Here is an 18,095-nt window from a genome sequence, read left to right as displayed (position 1 = left end):
GAATTGACTGTGCTGATACTTACGTATCAATTGGTCACTAGTATCATTGATAAATCTTTCGACTTAACTTTTCAACGAGTGCCCACACAGATTGCATGGTCAAATTGTTAAAGAACAATACTGATTTTGTCGCTTGCCAGTGGCTTGCTCCGTGTCAGTGAGGCCGCATTATAGAGATTCAGATCACATTGGCAAGCTTTTTTTTTCAATAAAAAACACCACAAAAATGCGATAGCTCAACATCTAATCACGAACATAATAATCGTATATTTTACACACTGAACGTCTGACATTTCATATCTATTTAAAGCCCATAACCCGTTTTCCTAATGCTTGTCCTTTAAGCTCTATATATTTATATGTCGTCTTCGACACAAGGATAACGATCAAAAGAACAGAAACAACAAGTACATTATTATAAAACGTCGAACCTAAATCGATAAACCGTGCACCCTCTATCATTGGAGCGATTGCTTTACCTAGCACTTTTTGTCCTACTAATGCGACCGATGTAACCATAAAGAGAATAGCGGCATGTGTTAAATAGATAGAATAGGACCATTTACCTAAGACTTGAAATATACTTCTATTTAACAGTTTTGAAATCGCACCAGACTCAAAAGCAAAAAACAATACAACAAGATAGAACAATAGCGTTGCGTATATATATCTGTAGCTTATTTCATTTGAAACCAAATAAACTACAGCACTTAAAAGCGCGACTTCAATAATAGAGCCTGCAATAAATGGAATCGATATGTGCTTTACTTTGGTAAATACAACATACGTGAATGCACCACCAAAAAAACATGATAATCCATTAAATACATATGGTTGAAGTAGTGTTGAATTGTTCCCCATTAAGCCTAAAATCATAACGGCTATCGTCAACCAGCTCCATACCTTGTAACGACCAAATAGATATAGCGTCAGGAAGAGTAAAACATAGAGATAAAACTCAATGCTTATACTCCACGATGGATAGTTGAACGATAAAGGATCGGTTAATGATGTCCATGATTGCACCATTAATAGGTTAGGGAGTATTTCAGACAGAGATCCATGGCCTGTAAAGGGCAAAGTATTAAAACTAAAACCAACGGTTTTATACGCAATATATTTCACCACCTCTAACCCAATGAATACCATCAGCATGCAAACATACAATGGATATAGTCGAAAAAAACGCGATGCTATATAAGATTTAAAGTGTAGGTTGTCCCTAAAACCATAACTATGGGCGAGCACAAAGCCACTTAGGGCAAAGAAAAACTCTACAAATAATTCGCTGCCTCTAAAAAAAGGTAACTCAGTCACACTCCCAACTGCACGAAAGTGAAATAACACAACAGATAATGCACATAACCCGCGAAAGGCATCAAGGGCTTCAAAACGTCTTGCCATATAACAACTCAACTTCAATCAATTAATGTCTAACGACTAATTTGGACTCGATGAAGTGCCAGCTAATCATTGCAAATAAGAAAACAAGTACAGTTGCAATTGCTGTACCTTGATAAATATTCTTGAAAAAACCATACATGATTAATGTTTGTAAGATTGGAAAATGCCAAATATAGATACCGTATGATATATCACCAATACGCTTGCTAACCGCTATTGGCTTTAACTTAAAAACAATAACGTACACTATAAAACTCACCGCGAACGCATAAATCACAAACCAGCTTTGTAAAAAGAATACTATCGGGATCAAGATCAGTAGATGCCAAAGCCTTAAAAACTTAGGCTCCGCAAAATTCCAATATGCCCCTAGCATGAAGAACACTAACATAGATGGTAATTGTCGATTAATGCTTGCTGGTAAACCATGATACTCAATGAAATACTGCACTGTATAAAAACAGCAAATCGATACTAAACCTAGTAGTATTGTCAGCTTTTTATTATCTAACTTTTTATTCAGTACACCATAGATAATAGGTACACAAATATAGAACATGACTTCAATTTTAATGGTCCATAATGCTGCATTAACAAAAGGTTGAAAATTATTTTCAAATAAACCGGGTAACGTCGGATGCAAGAAGTTAGCGAACACATAATTAGACGCTAAGTATTTACCGGCACCATTATTTATGTCGTCAATAAAACTACCGGAGTAATGAAAATATCCAAAAATAAACGCCGTTGTAATAACAATAAAATACAGTGGGTAAATACGTAAGAAACGTGACTTTACATAAGTTGATAAAGACTTTCTTTTTAAGTAGCTTTTTACTATCAAATAGCCACTAATAACGAAGAAGCAATGCACTGCTAAGCCGCCTGGTACATACATGAGGTATTCATTTTGAGTTTCTATCCCTATATGGAAATAGAAAACAAGTACAGCGAGGAAAATTCGTAATACATCAAAATTATTTTTAACCACGAGATCAAAACTCAAAAATGAACCAGAAATAATTATTACACAGTTTTTTTATAATCAAAGTATCCTTCTCATTTCAGATAAGACCTTCACATAAATTATTATAAATAAAAATGAGAGACTATATATTCATTTAGAACAATCATATCTATCTTTTTGTTATATATGAGTAAATGAGATGACATATTTGATTATAAACTAAATACTTGAATAGCTACGTTATTCGATTGATTCGACGCAATGCTGCAATCAAGTCAGATAACGTCTGTTTAGTGTAACAATAAATATGATATGAATGTCAAGGAGGTGTTGGTGAGCTTACTATCTAAAAACAACAAAGCCCCAATCTTTCGATTGAGGCTTTGTTTGAAATTTGGTGCCCGAGGACGGACTTGAACCGTCACTCCCGAAGGAAACGGATTTTGAATCCGTCGTGTATACCAATTTCACCACTCGGGCTTATAGCGGCTATTATACGTATCCAATGCAGTGAGGCAAGCCTTTATCGTTAAGATATTCAACCAATCTCTTTGACCGCTATTTTTTCATCCTATTTACCTCTTTGTTGGTGATAATAACACCAACCCCCTTACACATTCTGTAGCAATATCAAGCGTTCTCTGACTTATTGTTTACTGTTACACTCAGCACATATGGATACAGTCAGATAAATCGGATGTTTTATGTCAAAATCAGCAATAATAAAAAAAACCACTTCCCCACAATATCCAACCTTATTTCGGCGTTTAGCCGCTTGGTTTTATGATGCTATAATTGTCGCTGCGATTCTTATGCTAGCAGGCGGTATAGCAATGGCAGGAATAGCGCTTTTACTTCATTTTAATATTCTCGATTTAGCTCACTATGAAGATGTAAGTGCTTATTTAACACATCATCCACAAGCTAATTTACTTTACTCTAGTTACTTAGGCGCCGTAATTATTGGATTCTACACTTACTTTTGGACTCATGGTGGCCAAACGTTAGGTATGCGAGCATGGAAATTAAAAGTACAAAATAAAGATGGACGCCCAATTACTATCACTCAAGCATTGATCCGCGCTGCAACGGCAGCCTTAGGGTTAGGGAATTTGCTCGCATACAACACTAAACGTCGAGCATTACAAGACGTAATGGCTGAATGTGAAATGATAGTGACAAAAGATATTCGCTAATAAAAAAGGAGCCTTTAGGCTCCTTTTTCCATTTTATAGTTTGCGTCTTAGCAAATATATCGTGATAAACAAGAACGCTAAACTTGGACCTAATGCCCCTAAAATAGGCGGTAATCGGTACACTAAAATCATCGGTCCAAACACTTGGTCTGAAATATAAAATGCAAAACCAAAAATGACACCTGAAAGGACACGAGCCCCCATAGTAACAGAGCGAAGAGGGCCAAATACAAAAGATAATGCTAATAGCATCATAACAGCAATGGATATAGGCTGAAGCGCTTTACGCCAGAATGCTAACTCATAACGAGAAGCATCTTGCTTGGTCTCTTTGAGATAATTCACATAATGATATAAGCCAGACAACGATAATTCTTCAGGTTTCACCGTCACAACCGCTAATTTATCTGGTGTTAATGTTGTTTCCCAATGCTTACTTGCTATATGGCTATTGGTTAACTGACTACTACCTGTCATGTCTGTTATGGTTACATCATGCATTGTCCAACCCGTCGCTTTATCGTAAGACGCGCGTTTTGCAGATGTTACATCTTCCAACTGGCCTTTGTTGTCAAACTGCCAAATATTAACAACATCCACTTTATTGAGATCATGAACACGTCCCATATAAATGAAGCTATTATCATTTTTAGCCCATACGCCACTTTGTGCAGAAATCATACTACCGCCATAAACCCATATCGAACGATACTCACGTGCCATTTTCTGCGCTTGCGGTGCTCCCCACTGTCCCAGTAATACAACTACTATCATCATAGGGACTGCCGTTTTTAAGGTCGATAAACCAATATCAAGTTTAGAAAAGCCTGCCGCTTGCATTACCACCAGCTCAGAGCTTGATGCCAGCATTCCTAAACCAATCAATGCGCCTAATAATACCGCCATAGGAAAGAACATAATGATGTCTTGCGGCATTGATAATAAAACAAAATACAGCGCCTTGAGGAGATCGTAGCTTCCTTGTCCCACTTTTCTTAGTTGATCAACGTATTTAATAATCGCAGATAAGCCCACTAAGGTTGATAGTGTCAGTGAGAAAGTTGCAATGATCGTTCGACCTATATACCAGTCGAGAATTTTAAACATTAACTGCGTCTCCGTAATTTATCTTTAAGGCGTCGCACAGGCATAGAATCCCAGCTATTTAAAGCAAGAGCAACTAACAAGGTTGTAATATTAATTGGCCACATGCCAATAGCTGATGGGATAATACCATCCTCAATCGCTGATTTTGCGGATGAGATCGCTAAGAAATAAGCCAGATAAATCAACACAGCAGGTGCTAATTTTGCAAATCGTCCTTGACGTGGATTAACAGCCGATAGCGGAACAACAATCATTACTAACAATGGAATACAAAGTACTAAAGAGAAACGCCACTGTAATTCAGCTTTTGCAGCTAAGCTTTGATCTTTTATTAAGGTCATTGTGGGCTGGGCTTCCCAATCACGATTACCAGCTTTAACTTCACGTTGCCCTATTAGCGCTTGGTAGTCATGAAAATGAGTAATGGAGTAATTTAGCTGAGTAGGAATGCCTTCATATCGAGCACCGTTATTTAATTCTAACATTTGACGACCATCAGATAACTCTTTGACGGTACCATTGTCTGCAACAATCACACTAGGCTGCAAGGTTCCAGAGGCTTTTAATTGCGCGACAAAAACCTTATGAAGTTTTGAGCCTTTATCGGTGATATTGTCAATAAATATAACCCCACTTCCATTCGGTGCCGGCTGAAACGTCCCCTTTACCAACATATTTAACGTTGGCCCAGCCTTTGTCTCTTCTTTAAGCTGCTCTATATGCTCTTGCGACCAAGGTGCAACCCAAAATGAATTCACAGCGGCAATTGCCCCCGTAATAATGGCCAAAGCTAATGCTGATTGGAGTAATAATTTGTTCCCCATCCCCGTCGCATTCATCACCGTGATTTCACTTTCAGCATATAATCTACCGAACGTGAGTAAGATCCCGATGTATAAACTTAGAGGGAGCATTAATAGTGCCATCGAAGGGATAGATAATCCCATGAAGGTTAGAATGAGATCACTCGGGATCGAGCCATCGGTTGCATCGGCTAAAATGCTAATAAACTTTTGGCTAATAAAGACAAGGAAAAGTACAAAAAGTACCGCTAATTGGCTCTTTAATGTCTCTCTTGTCAAATACCTAACAATAATCACGCGTTATATTCCCATAGAAAACTTGTTTTTTTGATGGAATCACTATAGTTTTTCGTTAAATCAGTTATTTTGTTATCTTTCAGCTAAATGAAAGACTGCACTCTAAGCGTATACCGAAATCACGGCAGAGCAAACAGTGTGGTATTATCCAACATTTAGCGTTAATTGTCTTTAATTAGGATGTTAGGAGTACGCATGGAGTTCAGTGTAAAAAGCGGCAGCCCCGAAAAACAGCGTAGTGCTTGTATTGTTGTTGGCGTCTTTGAACCACGTCGCCTCTCTCCAATCGCGGAACAGCTAGATAAAATCAGTGATGGTTATATCAGCTCCTTACTGCGTCGTGGCGACCTCGAAGGTAAACCTGGGCAAATGCTTTTACTACACCACGTACCAAACGTGTTATCAGAACGTGTTTTACTGGTCGGTTGTGGTAAAGAACGGGAATTAGATGAGCGCCAATACAAGCAAATCATCAAAAAAACGATCAGTACTTTAAATGAAACTGGCTCTATGGAAGCTGTGTGCTTCTTAACAGAGCTTCATGTAAAAGGTCGTGATACATACTGGAAAGTACGTCAAGCTGTCGAAACAACTAAAGATAGCTTGTATACCTTCAACCAGTTTAAGAGTAATAAACCAGAGACTCGTCGTCCACTACGTAAACTAGTCTTTAATGTACCGACTCGTCGCGAGCTCTCTTTAGGTGAACGCGCTATCAGCCATGGTCTAGCGATAGCATCTGGTGTTCGCGCAAGTAAAGATTTGGGCAATATGCCACCAAACGTGGCAAATCCGGCATACCTTGCTTCACAAGCACGCCGTCTAGCCGATGACTTTGAGACCGTAAGCACTAAAATCATTGGTGAGCAAGAGATGCAATCTTTAGGGATGACATCATACCTTGCTGTGGGTCGTGGCTCTAAAAATGAAGCCATGATGTCGGTTATTGAGTACAAAGGTAACCCCGATGTAGACGCTAAGCCTATCGTGCTTGTCGGTAAAGGGTTAACTTTTGATTCAGGTGGTATTTCGATTAAACCTGGTGCTCAAATGGACGAAATGAAGTACGACATGTGTGGTGCTGCTTCTGTGTTCGGTACCATGAAAGCATTAGCTAAGCTTAATTTACCCATCAATGTGGTTGGTGTGTTAGCGGGCTGTGAAAATATGCCTGGCGGCAATGCTTATCGTCCTGGTGATATTTTAACCACCATGTCAGGTCAAACAGTTGAAGTATTAAATACCGATGCTGAAGGTCGTTTAGTGCTTTGTGATGCATTAACTTACGTTGAGCGTTTTGAACCTGAATGTGTGATTGACGTTGCGACACTAACAGGTGCTTGTGTTGTTGCTTTAGGTAATCACATTAGTGGTTTAATGAGTAACCATAATCCACTGTCGCATGAAATTATAAATGCGTCAGAGCAATCCGGTGATCGCGCTTGGCGTCTACCGATGAGTGATGAATACCAAGAGCAAATTGCGAGCCCATTTGCTGATATGGCAAACTTAGGCACGCCTGGCGCTGGTACTATAACGGCTGGTTGTTTCTTATCTCGCTTTACTAAAAAGTACAACTGGGCGCACCTTGATATTGCAGGTACCGCTTGGAAAGGTGGTGCAGCAAAAGGCTCTACCGGTCGACCAGTCCCTCTCCTTGTCCAGTTCTTATTAAACAGAGCAGGCCAAGAGATCGTCGAGTAAAAGACATCGAAAAGGGCCGCAAGGCCCTTTTCTTTAGGAACAAAAAACCATGACTCATGCTACGTTTTATATAATCGATGACAAGCAAGAGAGCGCTGATAGTCACTTTCAGTGCCATTTTGCCTGTCATTTAGCAGCAATGAGTTACCGGCAAGGTAACAGCGTTTACCTACTCGCAGCAAATAAACAGCAAGCAGAACAAATAGATGAATATCTATGGCAGCAAGATCCTGACAGTTTTGTGCCCCACAACCTTGTCGGAGAAGGGCCTAATGGCGGCTCTCCCGTTGAGATAGGATGGTCAACATTACGTCATACTGGACGCCGTGCTACGCTAATTAATTTAGCGGAAAACGCACCAAATTTTGCGGTTAGCTTTGCACAAGTGGTAGACTTCGTTCCTTGCGATGAAAAGCTCAAGCAGTTAGCGCGCGAGCGTTACAAGGCATATCGTCTTGCTGGCATTCAAATTACGACTGCCACTGCTACTGAGACGCCCTAATTCCACATAGAATCCTTCTAAGAGCGCTATGGAAAAGACATACAACCCACAATCAATTGAACAAGCGCTATATCAGCGCTGGGAAGAGGCTGGTTACTTCAAGCCTCATGGTGATACATCTAAAGATGCTTACAGCATTATGATCCCACCACCAAACGTCACAGGTAGCCTACACATGGGCCACGCGTTCCAGGATACCATTATGGATACCCTGATCCGTTGTGAGCGTATGAAAGGCAAAAACACCTTATGGCAGGTTGGTACTGACCACGCAGGTATTGCTACCCAAATGGTTGTGGAACGTAAGATTGCTGCTGAAGAAGGCAAAACAAAGCACGATTACGGTCGTGATGCTTTCATCGATAAGATCTGGGAATGGAAAGGCGAATCTGGTGGCACGATCACTAAGCAGCTTCGTCGCCTTGGCGCATCAGTAGACTGGGATCGTGAGCGCTTCACGATGGATGATGGTCTATCAAATGCCGTTCAAGAAGTTTTCGTTCGTCTATACCAAGAAGATCTTCTTTACCGCGGTAAGCGTCTAGTTAACTGGGATCCTAAACTACACACTGCGATCTCAGATCTAGAAGTTGAAAACAAAGATAAAAAAGGCCACATGTGGCACTTCCGTTACCCATTAGCTGATGGCGTACAAACAGCGGAAGGTAAAGACTACATCGTTGTTGCAACTACACGTCCTGAAACTATGCTGGGCGATACTGGTGTTGCCGTTAACCCTGAAGATCCACGTTACAAAGATCTGATCGGTAAAGAAATCATTCTTCCAATCGTTGGCCGTCGCATCCCTATCGTAGGTGATGAACACGCTGATATGGAAAAAGGCACCGGTTGTGTAAAAATCACTCCTGCACATGATTTCAATGACTACGAAGTAGGTAAACGTCATAGCCTGCCTATGATCAACATCCTAACGTTCAATGCTGATATTCGTGATACTGCTGAAGTCTTCACAACCAATGGCGAGCCAAGTGATGCATACAGCACAGCGCTGCCAGAGAAATACCATGGCATGGAACGTTTTGCTGCACGTAAAGCGATTGTTGCTGAATTTGATGAACTAGGTCTACTAGAAGAAATCAAAGATCACGACCTAACGATCCCTTACGGTGACCGTGGCGGCGTGGTTATTGAACCAATGCTAACTGACCAATGGTACGTTCGTGCAGCTCCGCTAGCAAAACCTGCTGTTGAAGCGGTTGAAAACGGTGATATTCAATTCGTACCTAAGCAGTACGAAAACATGTACTTCGCTTGGATGCGTGACATTCAAGACTGGTGTATTTCACGTCAGCTATGGTGGGGTCACCGTATTCCTGCTTGGTACGACAACGACGGTAATGTTTACGTTGGTCGTAACGAAGCTGAAGTACGTGAAAAACATAGCCTAGCACCGGTTGTCGTATTACGCCAAGACGATGATGTACTTGATACATGGTTCTCTTCCGCGCTATGGACATTCGGTACGCAAGGCTGGCCAGAAAACACCGCTGATCTTCAAACCTTCCACCCATCTGATGTGTTGGTAACAGGTTTTGATATTATCTTCTTCTGGGTTGCGCGTATGATCATGATGACCATGCACTTCTGTAAAGATGAAGACGGCAAACCACAAGTTCCGTTCAAAACTGTTTATGTAACGGGTCTGATCCGTGACGAAAACGGCGATAAGATGTCAAAATCTAAGGGTAACGTTATCGACCCTATCGACATGATCGACGGTATTGATCTTGAGTCTCTTGTTGAGAAGCGTTGTGGCAATATGATGCAACCTCAGCTGGCAGCGAAGATCGAAAAAGCAACACGTAAAACCTTTGAAAACGGCATCGAACCTTACGGTACGGATGCATTACGTTTTACTCTTGCTGCCATGGCTTCAACAGGTCGTGACATCAACTGGGACATGAAACGTCTTGAGGGTTACCGTAACTTCTGTAACAAGCTATGGAACGCCAGCCGTTACGTACTGATGAACACAGAAGATCAAGATTGCGGCATGAGCTTAACAGCAGATGAAATCGCAAATCTAGAGTACTCACTCGCGGATCGCTGGATTCAATCTCAATTCCAGTTAGCAGCGAAAGAATTCAATGCACACATTGAAAACTTCCGTTTGGATATGGCGGCAGGTGTACTTTATGAGTTCATCTGGAACCAATTCTGTGACTGGTACCTAGAGCTAACTAAACCTGTTCTATGGAAAGGTACAGAAGCACAGCAACGTGCAACGCGTCATACTCTAATCACAGTGCTAGAGAAGACATTACGTCTTGCGCATCCTGTTCTGCCGTACATCACTGAGTCCATCTGGCAAAGTGTGAAGCCATTAGTGGCTGGCGTCGAAGGCGAAACCATCATGACTCAGGCATTGCCTCAGTTTGATGAAAGCCAATACGACGAAAATGTAGTGGCTGATCTTGAGTGGGTAAAAGCCTTCATCACCAGTATCCGTAACTTACGTGCAGAATACGACATTGCACCAAGCAAGCCGTTGTCTGTCATGTTGAAAGTGGCTGATGCAGCAGATGCTGCTCGCATTGAAGCGAACCTAGCGGTTCTTCAATCTTTAGCGAAATTAGAAGATGTGAAGATTTTGGCTGATGGCGAAGCAACCCCAGCTTGTGCAACAGCACTGGTTGGTAAATCTGAATTGATGATCCCTATGGCGGGCTTAATCGATAAAGATGCTGAGCTGGCTCGTTTAGACAAAGAAATCGCGAAGATGGAAGGCGAAATCAAACGTACTTCTGGCAAGCTAAGTAACGAAGGCTTCGTTGCTAAAGCGCCTGAAATCGTGATCACTAAAGAGCGTGAAAAGCTAGCCGGTTATGAAGAAACATTAGTGAAGCTTATTGAGCAAAAAGCAACGATTGCTGCGCTATAATCTCACCAATCATTCTTGATTAATAAAAACCGACAGTCACATACTGTCGGTTTTTTTATATCTCAAATCTGGCATCTCTTTTCAAACAATAGCTTTTACCTATTAGTAATATAAAAAATAACAAATTTAGTTCTTAATAATATTCAATGATAATGACCTCATCGAATTGAGGATCACCTTATGAAAAAGACAGTCAGTTTTGCCGCCATCCATTTTACTATTGCTTTTACAGTGGCTTACCTTCTTACAGGCGATATCATTATTGGTAGTTTAATTGCAATGATTGAGCCGATGGTTAATACCGTTGCCTTTTATTTCCATGAAAAAGTGTGGCAAAGCAAAACACTCAAACAATCACACTTTAATACGCCAAGTCGCAAAACAGTAAGCTTTGCAATTGTGCACTTCAGTGTCGCATTTAGTGTTGTTTACCTTCTTACAGGTGACATACTGATTGGTAGCTTAATGGCAATGATCGAACCTGCAATTAATACCATGGCTTACTATTTCCATGAGCGTGTATGGCAACGTAAAGATCACAACCAAGCAGAGACACATCAGCCAACTTGGCTAGATGCAATGGCTTGTCAACACTGATAAACACCAAGATAGATTAAACAGATTGACATTGTTGCAGGCTGCAACTATTTTAATTGCGTAATGCAATTAAATTCAAGGATGGATCATGCTGCCCCAACAACTTCGCCAACTTTCTCGTCAATTAGTCCGTCAACTCGGCATGCTAAATAGTCAGTGTGGCCAACTCGCCCTTACCCCTGTACAAGCCCACACTTTGATTGAGCTCGAGCAAGGACCTTGTACGGTTAATCAAATGGCAGAGCGTTTACGGGTCGATAAATCCAATGCCAGCCGTAATTTAGCCATGTTACTCAATCAAGGATTGATCCATTCAATTGCTAACCCTAGCGATAAACGTAGCCAACTCTCCCAGTTAACACCCAAGGGTATTCAAACACTCACCGCTCTTCACCATCAGCTTGATCAAGATACCCAAACGATTTTAGATCAGCTGGATCAAGATGAAATAGAGCAGTTAGAAACAAGTTTACGCCGTTATCATAAAGCTTTGACAATCACAGAGCATCAACAGGGGTACGTGCTAAGAGAAATCACGCCTTTGGATAATGCCGCCGTTGCTGCGCTCATTCGTCGTGTTTCAGCAGAATATGGATTAACCCCAGATAGAGGCTTTAGCGTTGCGGATCCTCATCTTGATGATCTCTGCCAGCATTACCAATTACCGACAAGCCGTTATTGGGTAATAGAAAAAAACAATCGTATTTTAGGCTGTGGCGGTATAGCGCCATTAACAGGAGATGCGCAGTGGAGTGAACTGCAAAAAGTCTTCTTCTTACCAGAGCTCAGAGGTAAGGGACTCGCACGGGTATTAACCGTTAAAGCATTAAAGTTTGCCCGAGAAAATGGCTTTAAAGGGTGCTATTTAGAAACCACAGAGGTATTAAAAGAAGCGGTGAAACTCTATCAATCTTTAGGTTTTGTCGATATTCCAGCTGCGCTTGGTAATACAGGGCACAACGCTTGTGAAATTCACATGCTTAAAACCTTCTAACATATTAATTGATAATAAAAAGCCTGCTCAGAGACTCTCTCAGCAGGCTTTTTTAAACGATATACTGTATTAATAGCTTTGCTTTAAATGGTAAACACGTAAGCCTTGCACAACTTCATCGTAACTGGCTGAGCCAATGTATTTCACTTGGCGTTGGTGCTCAGGGACGAGCGTGAAGCTTGAATCTTCAAAGCGACCTTCCCCTTCAAATTCCAAATGAACATAGAAAGCAGGTTTGCTGCTACTCAGCATTACTGATATTTCACCGTTCATTTCAGCAACTTCAAAACGTAAATCAGGATCTTCTAATTCACATTCTTTAGGTTTAGCAGGGAACCATGTGTTTTCAATTAGTTTATCGCCGTTACGTAAATGCACATGGAAGAAGCCTTCAGTCTCGTGACCATCAAGATCCTCGTTTAACCATTCCCACACCACTTTCGTGCAATCAGGATCAAGGAACTCTAAAATAGGTTCACGATATAAAATCTCACCTTCCCAACTCTGCCATACCACTTCACCTTTTAACTCAGCACTATTGCGACCATCATTAATCAAGTGAAGTTTTACCCCTTGCTCATCGCGAATAAAGGTCGCCATCTGTGGCGCAAAGAAACGTCGAGTATGATAGTGCAACTGTTTCCAACGACCACTATATTCTAGCGAAGACCATGAGCTTACTGGCCAGCAATCATTCAATTGCCAGAATAAAATGCCACGGTTTGTCGGCTTATGTGCACGCCAATATTCTGCTGCCGTTTTAATCGCCATCGCTTGTTGTACTTGCGATAGGTACAACATATTGACGAAACCATTAGGGAAACGGAAATAACGGGTAAACATTTCAGTGATAATCGAGTTACCACGGCTATTTTTCTGATGACATTCAAAACTTGGTGACGTGATATTCCAATCTTGCTCAGGAGCAAACGTCTTCACTGTCGGCAGTGACGGCCATGATTGGAAACCAAACTCTGAGCAAAAACGTGGCGTAACGGTTTGGTAGGCTTCAAAATCTTTACCTGAATGCCATACATCCCAAAAATGCATGTCGCCACGTTTATCATCGTGCCACGCATCGCCAAAATCTAACTCACCATTACACGGCGAACTCGCCCAAAAACGACGAGAAGGATCTTCTTTTTCAACTACTTCTGCTAATGCTCGGTTTAAACGATCATAGTTAACAAGATATTTTTCTCGGTTTTGACGGGATTCAGGATACCAACTAATCGCACCTATCACTTCATTGTCACCACACCATAAGGCTAGGCTTGCATGATCTTTTAGACGGCGGACTTGGTATTCAACTTCCTGTTTTACTTCTGCTACAAAATCAGGTGTTGAAGGGTACAGCGCACAAGCAAACATCAAATCTTGCCATACCATGATCCCTAACTCATCACATAACTCATAGAAGATATCTTTTTCATACATGCCTCCGCCCCAAACACGTAGCATGTTCATATTGGCAGCTAACGCATCTTCAAGCAAAGAACGATAGCGTTGATCCGTCATGCGTGAAGGCATCGCATCCATCGGAATCCAATTGGCACCTAATGCCGAGATCTCAACATCATTAACTTTAAAGACCATACTTTGGCCAAGTTCATCATCTTCAGTGATCAACTCAAGCTTGCGCAGACCAATCTTCTTATTGATATAACTGCCGTCAGCTTCAATTTTAAGATCATATAAACGTGGTTTACCATACCCAGCGGGCCACCAACGACGAGGCTCTGCAATACGGAACAAGACAGATGTTTTCGTTGCGTCACGATCAAGCGTCAAGTGGAAGGTTTGATCGTTAAACGTGACAGCTGCGTTTGCTAATCCTTTCTCTGATACCACTTCATAATTGAGCGTGACAGATAATTCGCACTCTTGATCTAGCCACTTTTGTTTCGTACTCACATGACTGATTCGAACATGCTCAATTGGCTGTAATTCAATATCGCCATATACCCCTAATACAGATAAACAAATACCCCAGTCCCAACCCGCATGACATTGGGTTTTACGCAAGGTATTCATGTGAGGAATTTGGTTATTCCCTTCAGCCCATGGCACTGGAAATGGCAATTTATCAGCACGCTTTTTAGCTGCAAGATCAGCACGGTGTAATACGATTTCAATTCTGTTGCAGCCTACTTGCAGACAACTTAATACATCTACTTTGTGACGCATAAACATATTATTGAAATCAGCCACAGTGTGGCCGTTTAAACGAATTTCAGCCACGGTATCAAGGTGATCCATCACTAAATCCATCGCATTACAGGCTAACTGCGCTTCGGTTAAGTCGAACTGTCGACTTACGATCCAATCACACTCCCCAACCCATTGGACTTTCTTTTCATTGGTAGCCCAGTAAGGATCAGGGATCTCACCTGCAGCAAAAAGCGCAGAATGAACATCACCTGGTAAATCAATATGCAGATCTTGTAAAGCCGCTCGCTGAACACAGGTTAATTGCCATTGACCATTAAGCGAAATTGTCATCATAACTCCAGCACTGAGTACACTCAGTAAGCTTGATAATAAAAAAGGTATATCTACGCAGTTTTTCAATAACGCACTGTGATCATTATTAAACTTTGATCATTAAGCAGAATAAAAAGTGCGAGTCCCCACAGCTAAAAGGCGAAAAAGCCAGCAAATATGCCGGCTTTTTTATTATTCGTCTATTTTAACGATTATTCTTCGTCGTCGTACTCTTCATCGTCGTCTTCACCAGACTCGAAGTAAGTGCCCCAACCGTCGTAATCGATATTGTGTTTTTCAGCAAGTTTGATCAACTTCTCAGCTTGTTCGTCAATCAACTCAGCGTTCAGTGCTGATTCCATTACAGCATCGAAACAAACAACTTTACCGCCGCCATCTTCTGGCGCTAGTTCAAGTTCTTCTGCTTCTAAAACTTCAAAACCAAGTTTAAAGGCTTCTACAGCAGCACCTTCTAACTCTTCAAACGTATCCGCTGAAAAGTGGTGCTCAATCGTATAAAGAGCATCTGGCTCACTGCCATCTTCAAGTAACGCGGCAATAATTTCGCGTGTTTCTTCTTTTTGCTCTTCGATCAGTTCTGCATAAGGCATGGGTTCACTCCGACTGTGGAATCAATTTGCTGGCAAATATCGCATGGTTTGCCATCAATTACCACCTGTTAGTGAGAAGCACCGATAATTAGTATTGCCTTGAGTTTTAGCGTTCATATTCAACATTCTTATTACTGTCGGAAAAACCAAGGAAACCAAATAATCTTGCATAATAAGCGCACAGCTATTCACAATGAAGTAATAATAAGATAAACATAAAGCAACAATAACGAATATCTAGTAACCTAGTCACAACAAAGGGGTATTCGGTTAGAAACATTATAAAATGCAAGAGGGAACTATCATGGCTTTTAATCTTCGTAACCGTAACTTCCTTAAATTATTAGATTTTACTCCACGAGAAATTCAACATCTTCTCGATTTATCTGCTGAATTAAAAAAAGCCAAATACAATGGTTACGAGCAGCCACGCTTAAGCGGAAAAAATATTGCGCTTATCTTTGAAAAAGCATCGACCCGTACTCGTTGTGCATTTGAAGTGGCAGCTTTTGATCAAGGTGCAAAAGTGACATATCTTGGCCCATCAGGCTCACAAATCGGCCACAAAGAATCAATGAAAGACACCGCGCGCGTATTGGGTCGTATGTATGATGGCATTGAATACCGCGGCTTTGGTCAAGCCATTGTTGAAGAGTTGGGGCAATACGCTGGCGTACCTGTTTGGAATGGGTTAACCGATGAATTCCATCCGACTCAAATCTTAGCTGATTTTCTAACGATGCAAGAACATGGTCGTGGCAAGCAACTCAATGAAATCACCTTTGCTTATTTAGGTGATGCACGTAATAACATGGGAAATTCATTGCTCGTTGGGGCGGCGAAAATGGGGATGGATATTCGTCTCGTTGCGCCCAAAGCGTTCTGGCCTGAAGACGAGTTAGTGGCACAGTGTCGTGAAATTGCATTAGAAACAGGCGCGAAAATCACTCTCACAGAAAATGTGCAAGAAGGCGTTCAAGGATGTGACTTTTTATATACCGATGTATGGGTTTCAATGGGCGAAGCAAAAGAAGCATGGGCTGAGCGTATTCAGTTAATGCTCCCTTATCAAGTCAATATGGACTTACTAAAAGCAACAGGGAATCCACATGTGAAATTTATGCATTGCTTACCCGCTTTTCATGGTGAAGACACCACAATTGGTAAGGAGCTTGCGCAAGAATATCCTGAACTGGCCCAAGGCGTTGAAGTCACCGATGAGGTCATTGAATCCAAACATTCAATTGTTTTTGATGAAGCAGAGAATCGTATGCACACTATTAAAGCGGTCATGGTGGCAACACTAGGGCATTAATAAATGCCTGTTGATAGTTTTCGCAAACGCTTGCGTCACTTAAAAATGACGGTATAATTCTTGCCAATTTGTCGAACACGAGCTAAGAGATGAACCTGACAATAACTCCACTACAGAATTATCGTCACCGCTTTTTAACGCAGGTTCGTGTTTCTATTTTTATAAAAAAAGCCTCCTTTTATTAAGGAGGCTTTTTTTTGTCTGTAAATCGGCAAGGATCACGGTGAATGCCGTATTGAGCGTTATTTATTTTATTTTGAGGGAAAGAAACCATGGCTAATTCGCTGTTTAAAAAGCATATTATTTCCATCCCAGAGCTTAGTCGCGCAGAGCTTGAATTAATTATCCAAACCGCAGGACAATTGAAAGCTGATCCTAATCCTGAACTGCTAAAAAACAAAGTGATTGCAAGTTGCTTCTTTGAACCATCAACCCGTACCCGACTCTCATTTGAAACGGCTATTCAACGTTTAGGCGGGACTGTGGTGGGGTTTGATAGCGCTGGCAATACGTCTCTAGCAAATAAAGGCGAAACCCTGTCTGATTCCGTTCAAGTGATTACTTCATACGTTGACGCTTTCGTTATGCGTCACCCTCAAGAAGGCGCTGCTCGTCTGGCATCTGAATTTTCTAACGGTATTCCTGTGATCAATGGTGGGGATGGGGCAAACCAACACCCAACGCAGACCCTGTTAGATCTGTTCACCATTTACGAAACCCAAGGCACGTTAGATAACATTAATATCGCCTTTGTTGGTGACTTGAAATACGGTCGTACGGTGCACTCGTTAACCCAAGCATTATCTAAATTTGATAACGTGAAGTTCTTCTTTATCGCCCCGGAAGTACTCGCAATGCCAGACTATATTTGTGAAGAATTAGATGATGCAGGTATCGCTTACAGCTTGCACAGCGATATGGAAGATGTGATCCCTGAGCTTGATATCCTTTACATGACGCGAGTACAAAAAGAGCGTTTTGATGAATCAGAATACGCCCACATGAAAGCGGCTTATATCTTAACGGCGAAGATGCTAGAAGGGGCAAGAGACAACTTAAAAGTGCTGCATCCACTACCACGTGTCGATGAAATTACGATAGATGTTGATAAAACTAAACATGCTTACTTCTTCCAGCAAGCAGAAAATGGTGTTTACGCACGTCAGGCGCTATTAGCCCTAGTTCTTAACGAAACCTTATAAGCAGGAGCGA

At 41.4% G+C, this 18,095-nt stretch carries 14 protein-coding genes and 1 tRNA gene; 8 read left to right on the top strand and 7 right to left on the bottom strand.

Going from position 1 to position 18,095, the window contains the following annotated elements; all coding sequences use genetic code 11:
- Nucleotides 1-300: 300 nt before the first annotated feature.
- From C9J38_RS14375 to C9J38_RS14365, 3 genes are all read right to left on the bottom strand, one after another.
- Entirely contained in the window at nt 301-1,404 is a 1,104-nt protein-coding gene (locus C9J38_RS14375; protein ID WP_107207686.1) for an acyltransferase, read from the bottom strand.
- Nucleotides 1,405-1,426: 22 nt separating this feature from the next.
- On the bottom strand, nt 1,427-2,410 hold the full coding sequence (locus tag C9J38_RS14370; protein ID WP_233218511.1) for an acyltransferase: 984 nt from the start codon (nt 2,408-2,410) through the stop codon (nt 1,427-1,429).
- Nucleotides 2,411-2,766: 356 nt separating this feature from the next.
- Nucleotides 2,767-2,851, bottom strand: a tRNA-Leu gene (locus tag C9J38_RS14365).
- A 224-nt stretch (nt 2,852-3,075) separates the two neighbouring features.
- On the opposite strand from C9J38_RS14365, the gene C9J38_RS14360 reads away from it, so the two are divergent.
- Nucleotides 3,076-3,567, top strand: coding sequence for an RDD family protein (locus C9J38_RS14360; RefSeq protein WP_107207685.1), 492 nt, complete (start codon nt 3,076-3,078; stop codon nt 3,565-3,567).
- Between the two features lie 33 nt (nt 3,568-3,600).
- Here C9J38_RS14360 and lptG read toward each other — a convergent pair whose 3' ends face one another.
- Complete coding sequence (gene lptG / locus C9J38_RS14355) at nt 3,601-4,674, bottom strand: LPS export ABC transporter permease LptG (RefSeq protein WP_107207684.1); 1,074 nt, start codon at nt 4,672-4,674, stop codon at nt 3,601-3,603.
- Entirely contained in the window at nt 4,674-5,774 is a 1,101-nt protein-coding gene (gene lptF, locus C9J38_RS14350) for an LPS export ABC transporter permease LptF (RefSeq protein ID WP_107207683.1), read from the bottom strand. The genes lptG and lptF overlap by 1 nt, the downstream gene beginning before the upstream one ends.
- 195 nt (nt 5,775-5,969) lie before the next feature.
- Here lptF and pepA point away from each other — a divergent pair, with 195 nt between their 5' ends.
- The 5 genes from pepA to C9J38_RS14325 all read left to right on the top strand — a co-directional run bounded on the left by pepA (nt 5,970) and on the right by C9J38_RS14325 (nt 12,473).
- Complete coding sequence (gene pepA / locus C9J38_RS14345; protein WP_107207682.1) at nt 5,970-7,478, top strand: leucyl aminopeptidase; 1,509 nt, start codon at nt 5,970-5,972, stop codon at nt 7,476-7,478.
- 49 nt (nt 7,479-7,527) lie between these two features.
- Nucleotides 7,528-7,980: a DNA polymerase III subunit chi gene (locus C9J38_RS14340; protein WP_107207681.1), complete on the top strand. Its 453-nt coding sequence runs from the start codon at nt 7,528-7,530 to the stop codon at nt 7,978-7,980.
- A 28-nt stretch (nt 7,981-8,008) separates the two neighbouring features.
- Nucleotides 8,009-10,882 carry a valine--tRNA ligase gene (locus C9J38_RS14335; RefSeq protein WP_107207680.1) on the top strand — a complete coding sequence of 958 codons (2,874 nt, stop codon included), beginning with the start codon at nt 8,009-8,011 and terminating at the stop codon, nt 10,880-10,882.
- Nucleotides 10,883-11,062: 180 nt separating this feature from the next.
- Entirely contained in the window at nt 11,063-11,479 is a 417-nt protein-coding gene (locus C9J38_RS14330; protein WP_107207679.1) for a DUF2061 domain-containing protein, read from the top strand.
- An 88-nt stretch (nt 11,480-11,567) separates the two neighbouring features.
- Nucleotides 11,568-12,473, top strand: coding sequence for a helix-turn-helix domain-containing GNAT family N-acetyltransferase (locus tag C9J38_RS14325; protein WP_107207678.1), 906 nt, complete (start codon nt 11,568-11,570; stop codon nt 12,471-12,473).
- Between the two features lie 69 nt (nt 12,474-12,542).
- Here the strand turns inward: C9J38_RS14325 and C9J38_RS14320 are convergent, their stop codons facing one another.
- Nucleotides 12,543-14,975, bottom strand: a complete 2,433-nt coding sequence (locus C9J38_RS14320) for a glycoside hydrolase family 2 protein (protein ID WP_107207677.1) — start codon at nt 14,973-14,975, stop codon at nt 12,543-12,545.
- Nucleotides 14,976-15,169: 194 nt separating this feature from the next.
- Nucleotides 15,170-15,568 (bottom strand): ribonuclease E inhibitor RraB, encoded by a 399-nt coding sequence (gene rraB / locus C9J38_RS14315; RefSeq protein ID WP_107207676.1) that lies wholly within the window; start codon nt 15,566-15,568, stop codon nt 15,170-15,172.
- Between the two features lie 304 nt (nt 15,569-15,872).
- Between rraB and C9J38_RS14310 the strand changes: the two genes are divergently transcribed.
- Together C9J38_RS14310 and pyrB are read left to right on the top strand one after the other, a co-directional pair.
- Complete coding sequence (locus C9J38_RS14310; RefSeq protein WP_107207675.1) at nt 15,873-16,883, top strand: ornithine carbamoyltransferase; 1,011 nt, start codon at nt 15,873-15,875, stop codon at nt 16,881-16,883.
- 272 nt (nt 16,884-17,155) lie between these two features.
- Nucleotides 17,156-18,085, top strand: a complete 930-nt coding sequence (gene pyrB, locus C9J38_RS14305; protein WP_107207674.1) for an aspartate carbamoyltransferase — start codon at nt 17,156-17,158, stop codon at nt 18,083-18,085.
- The last annotated feature ends 10 nt before the right edge of the window (nt 18,086-18,095 follow it).

The sequence above is a fragment of the Photobacterium sp. GB-210 genome, from assembly GCF_003026075.1.
Classification (GTDB): Bacteria; Pseudomonadota; Gammaproteobacteria; order Enterobacterales; family Vibrionaceae; genus Photobacterium.
This window is presented reverse-complemented; position numbering and strand designations above follow the sequence as displayed.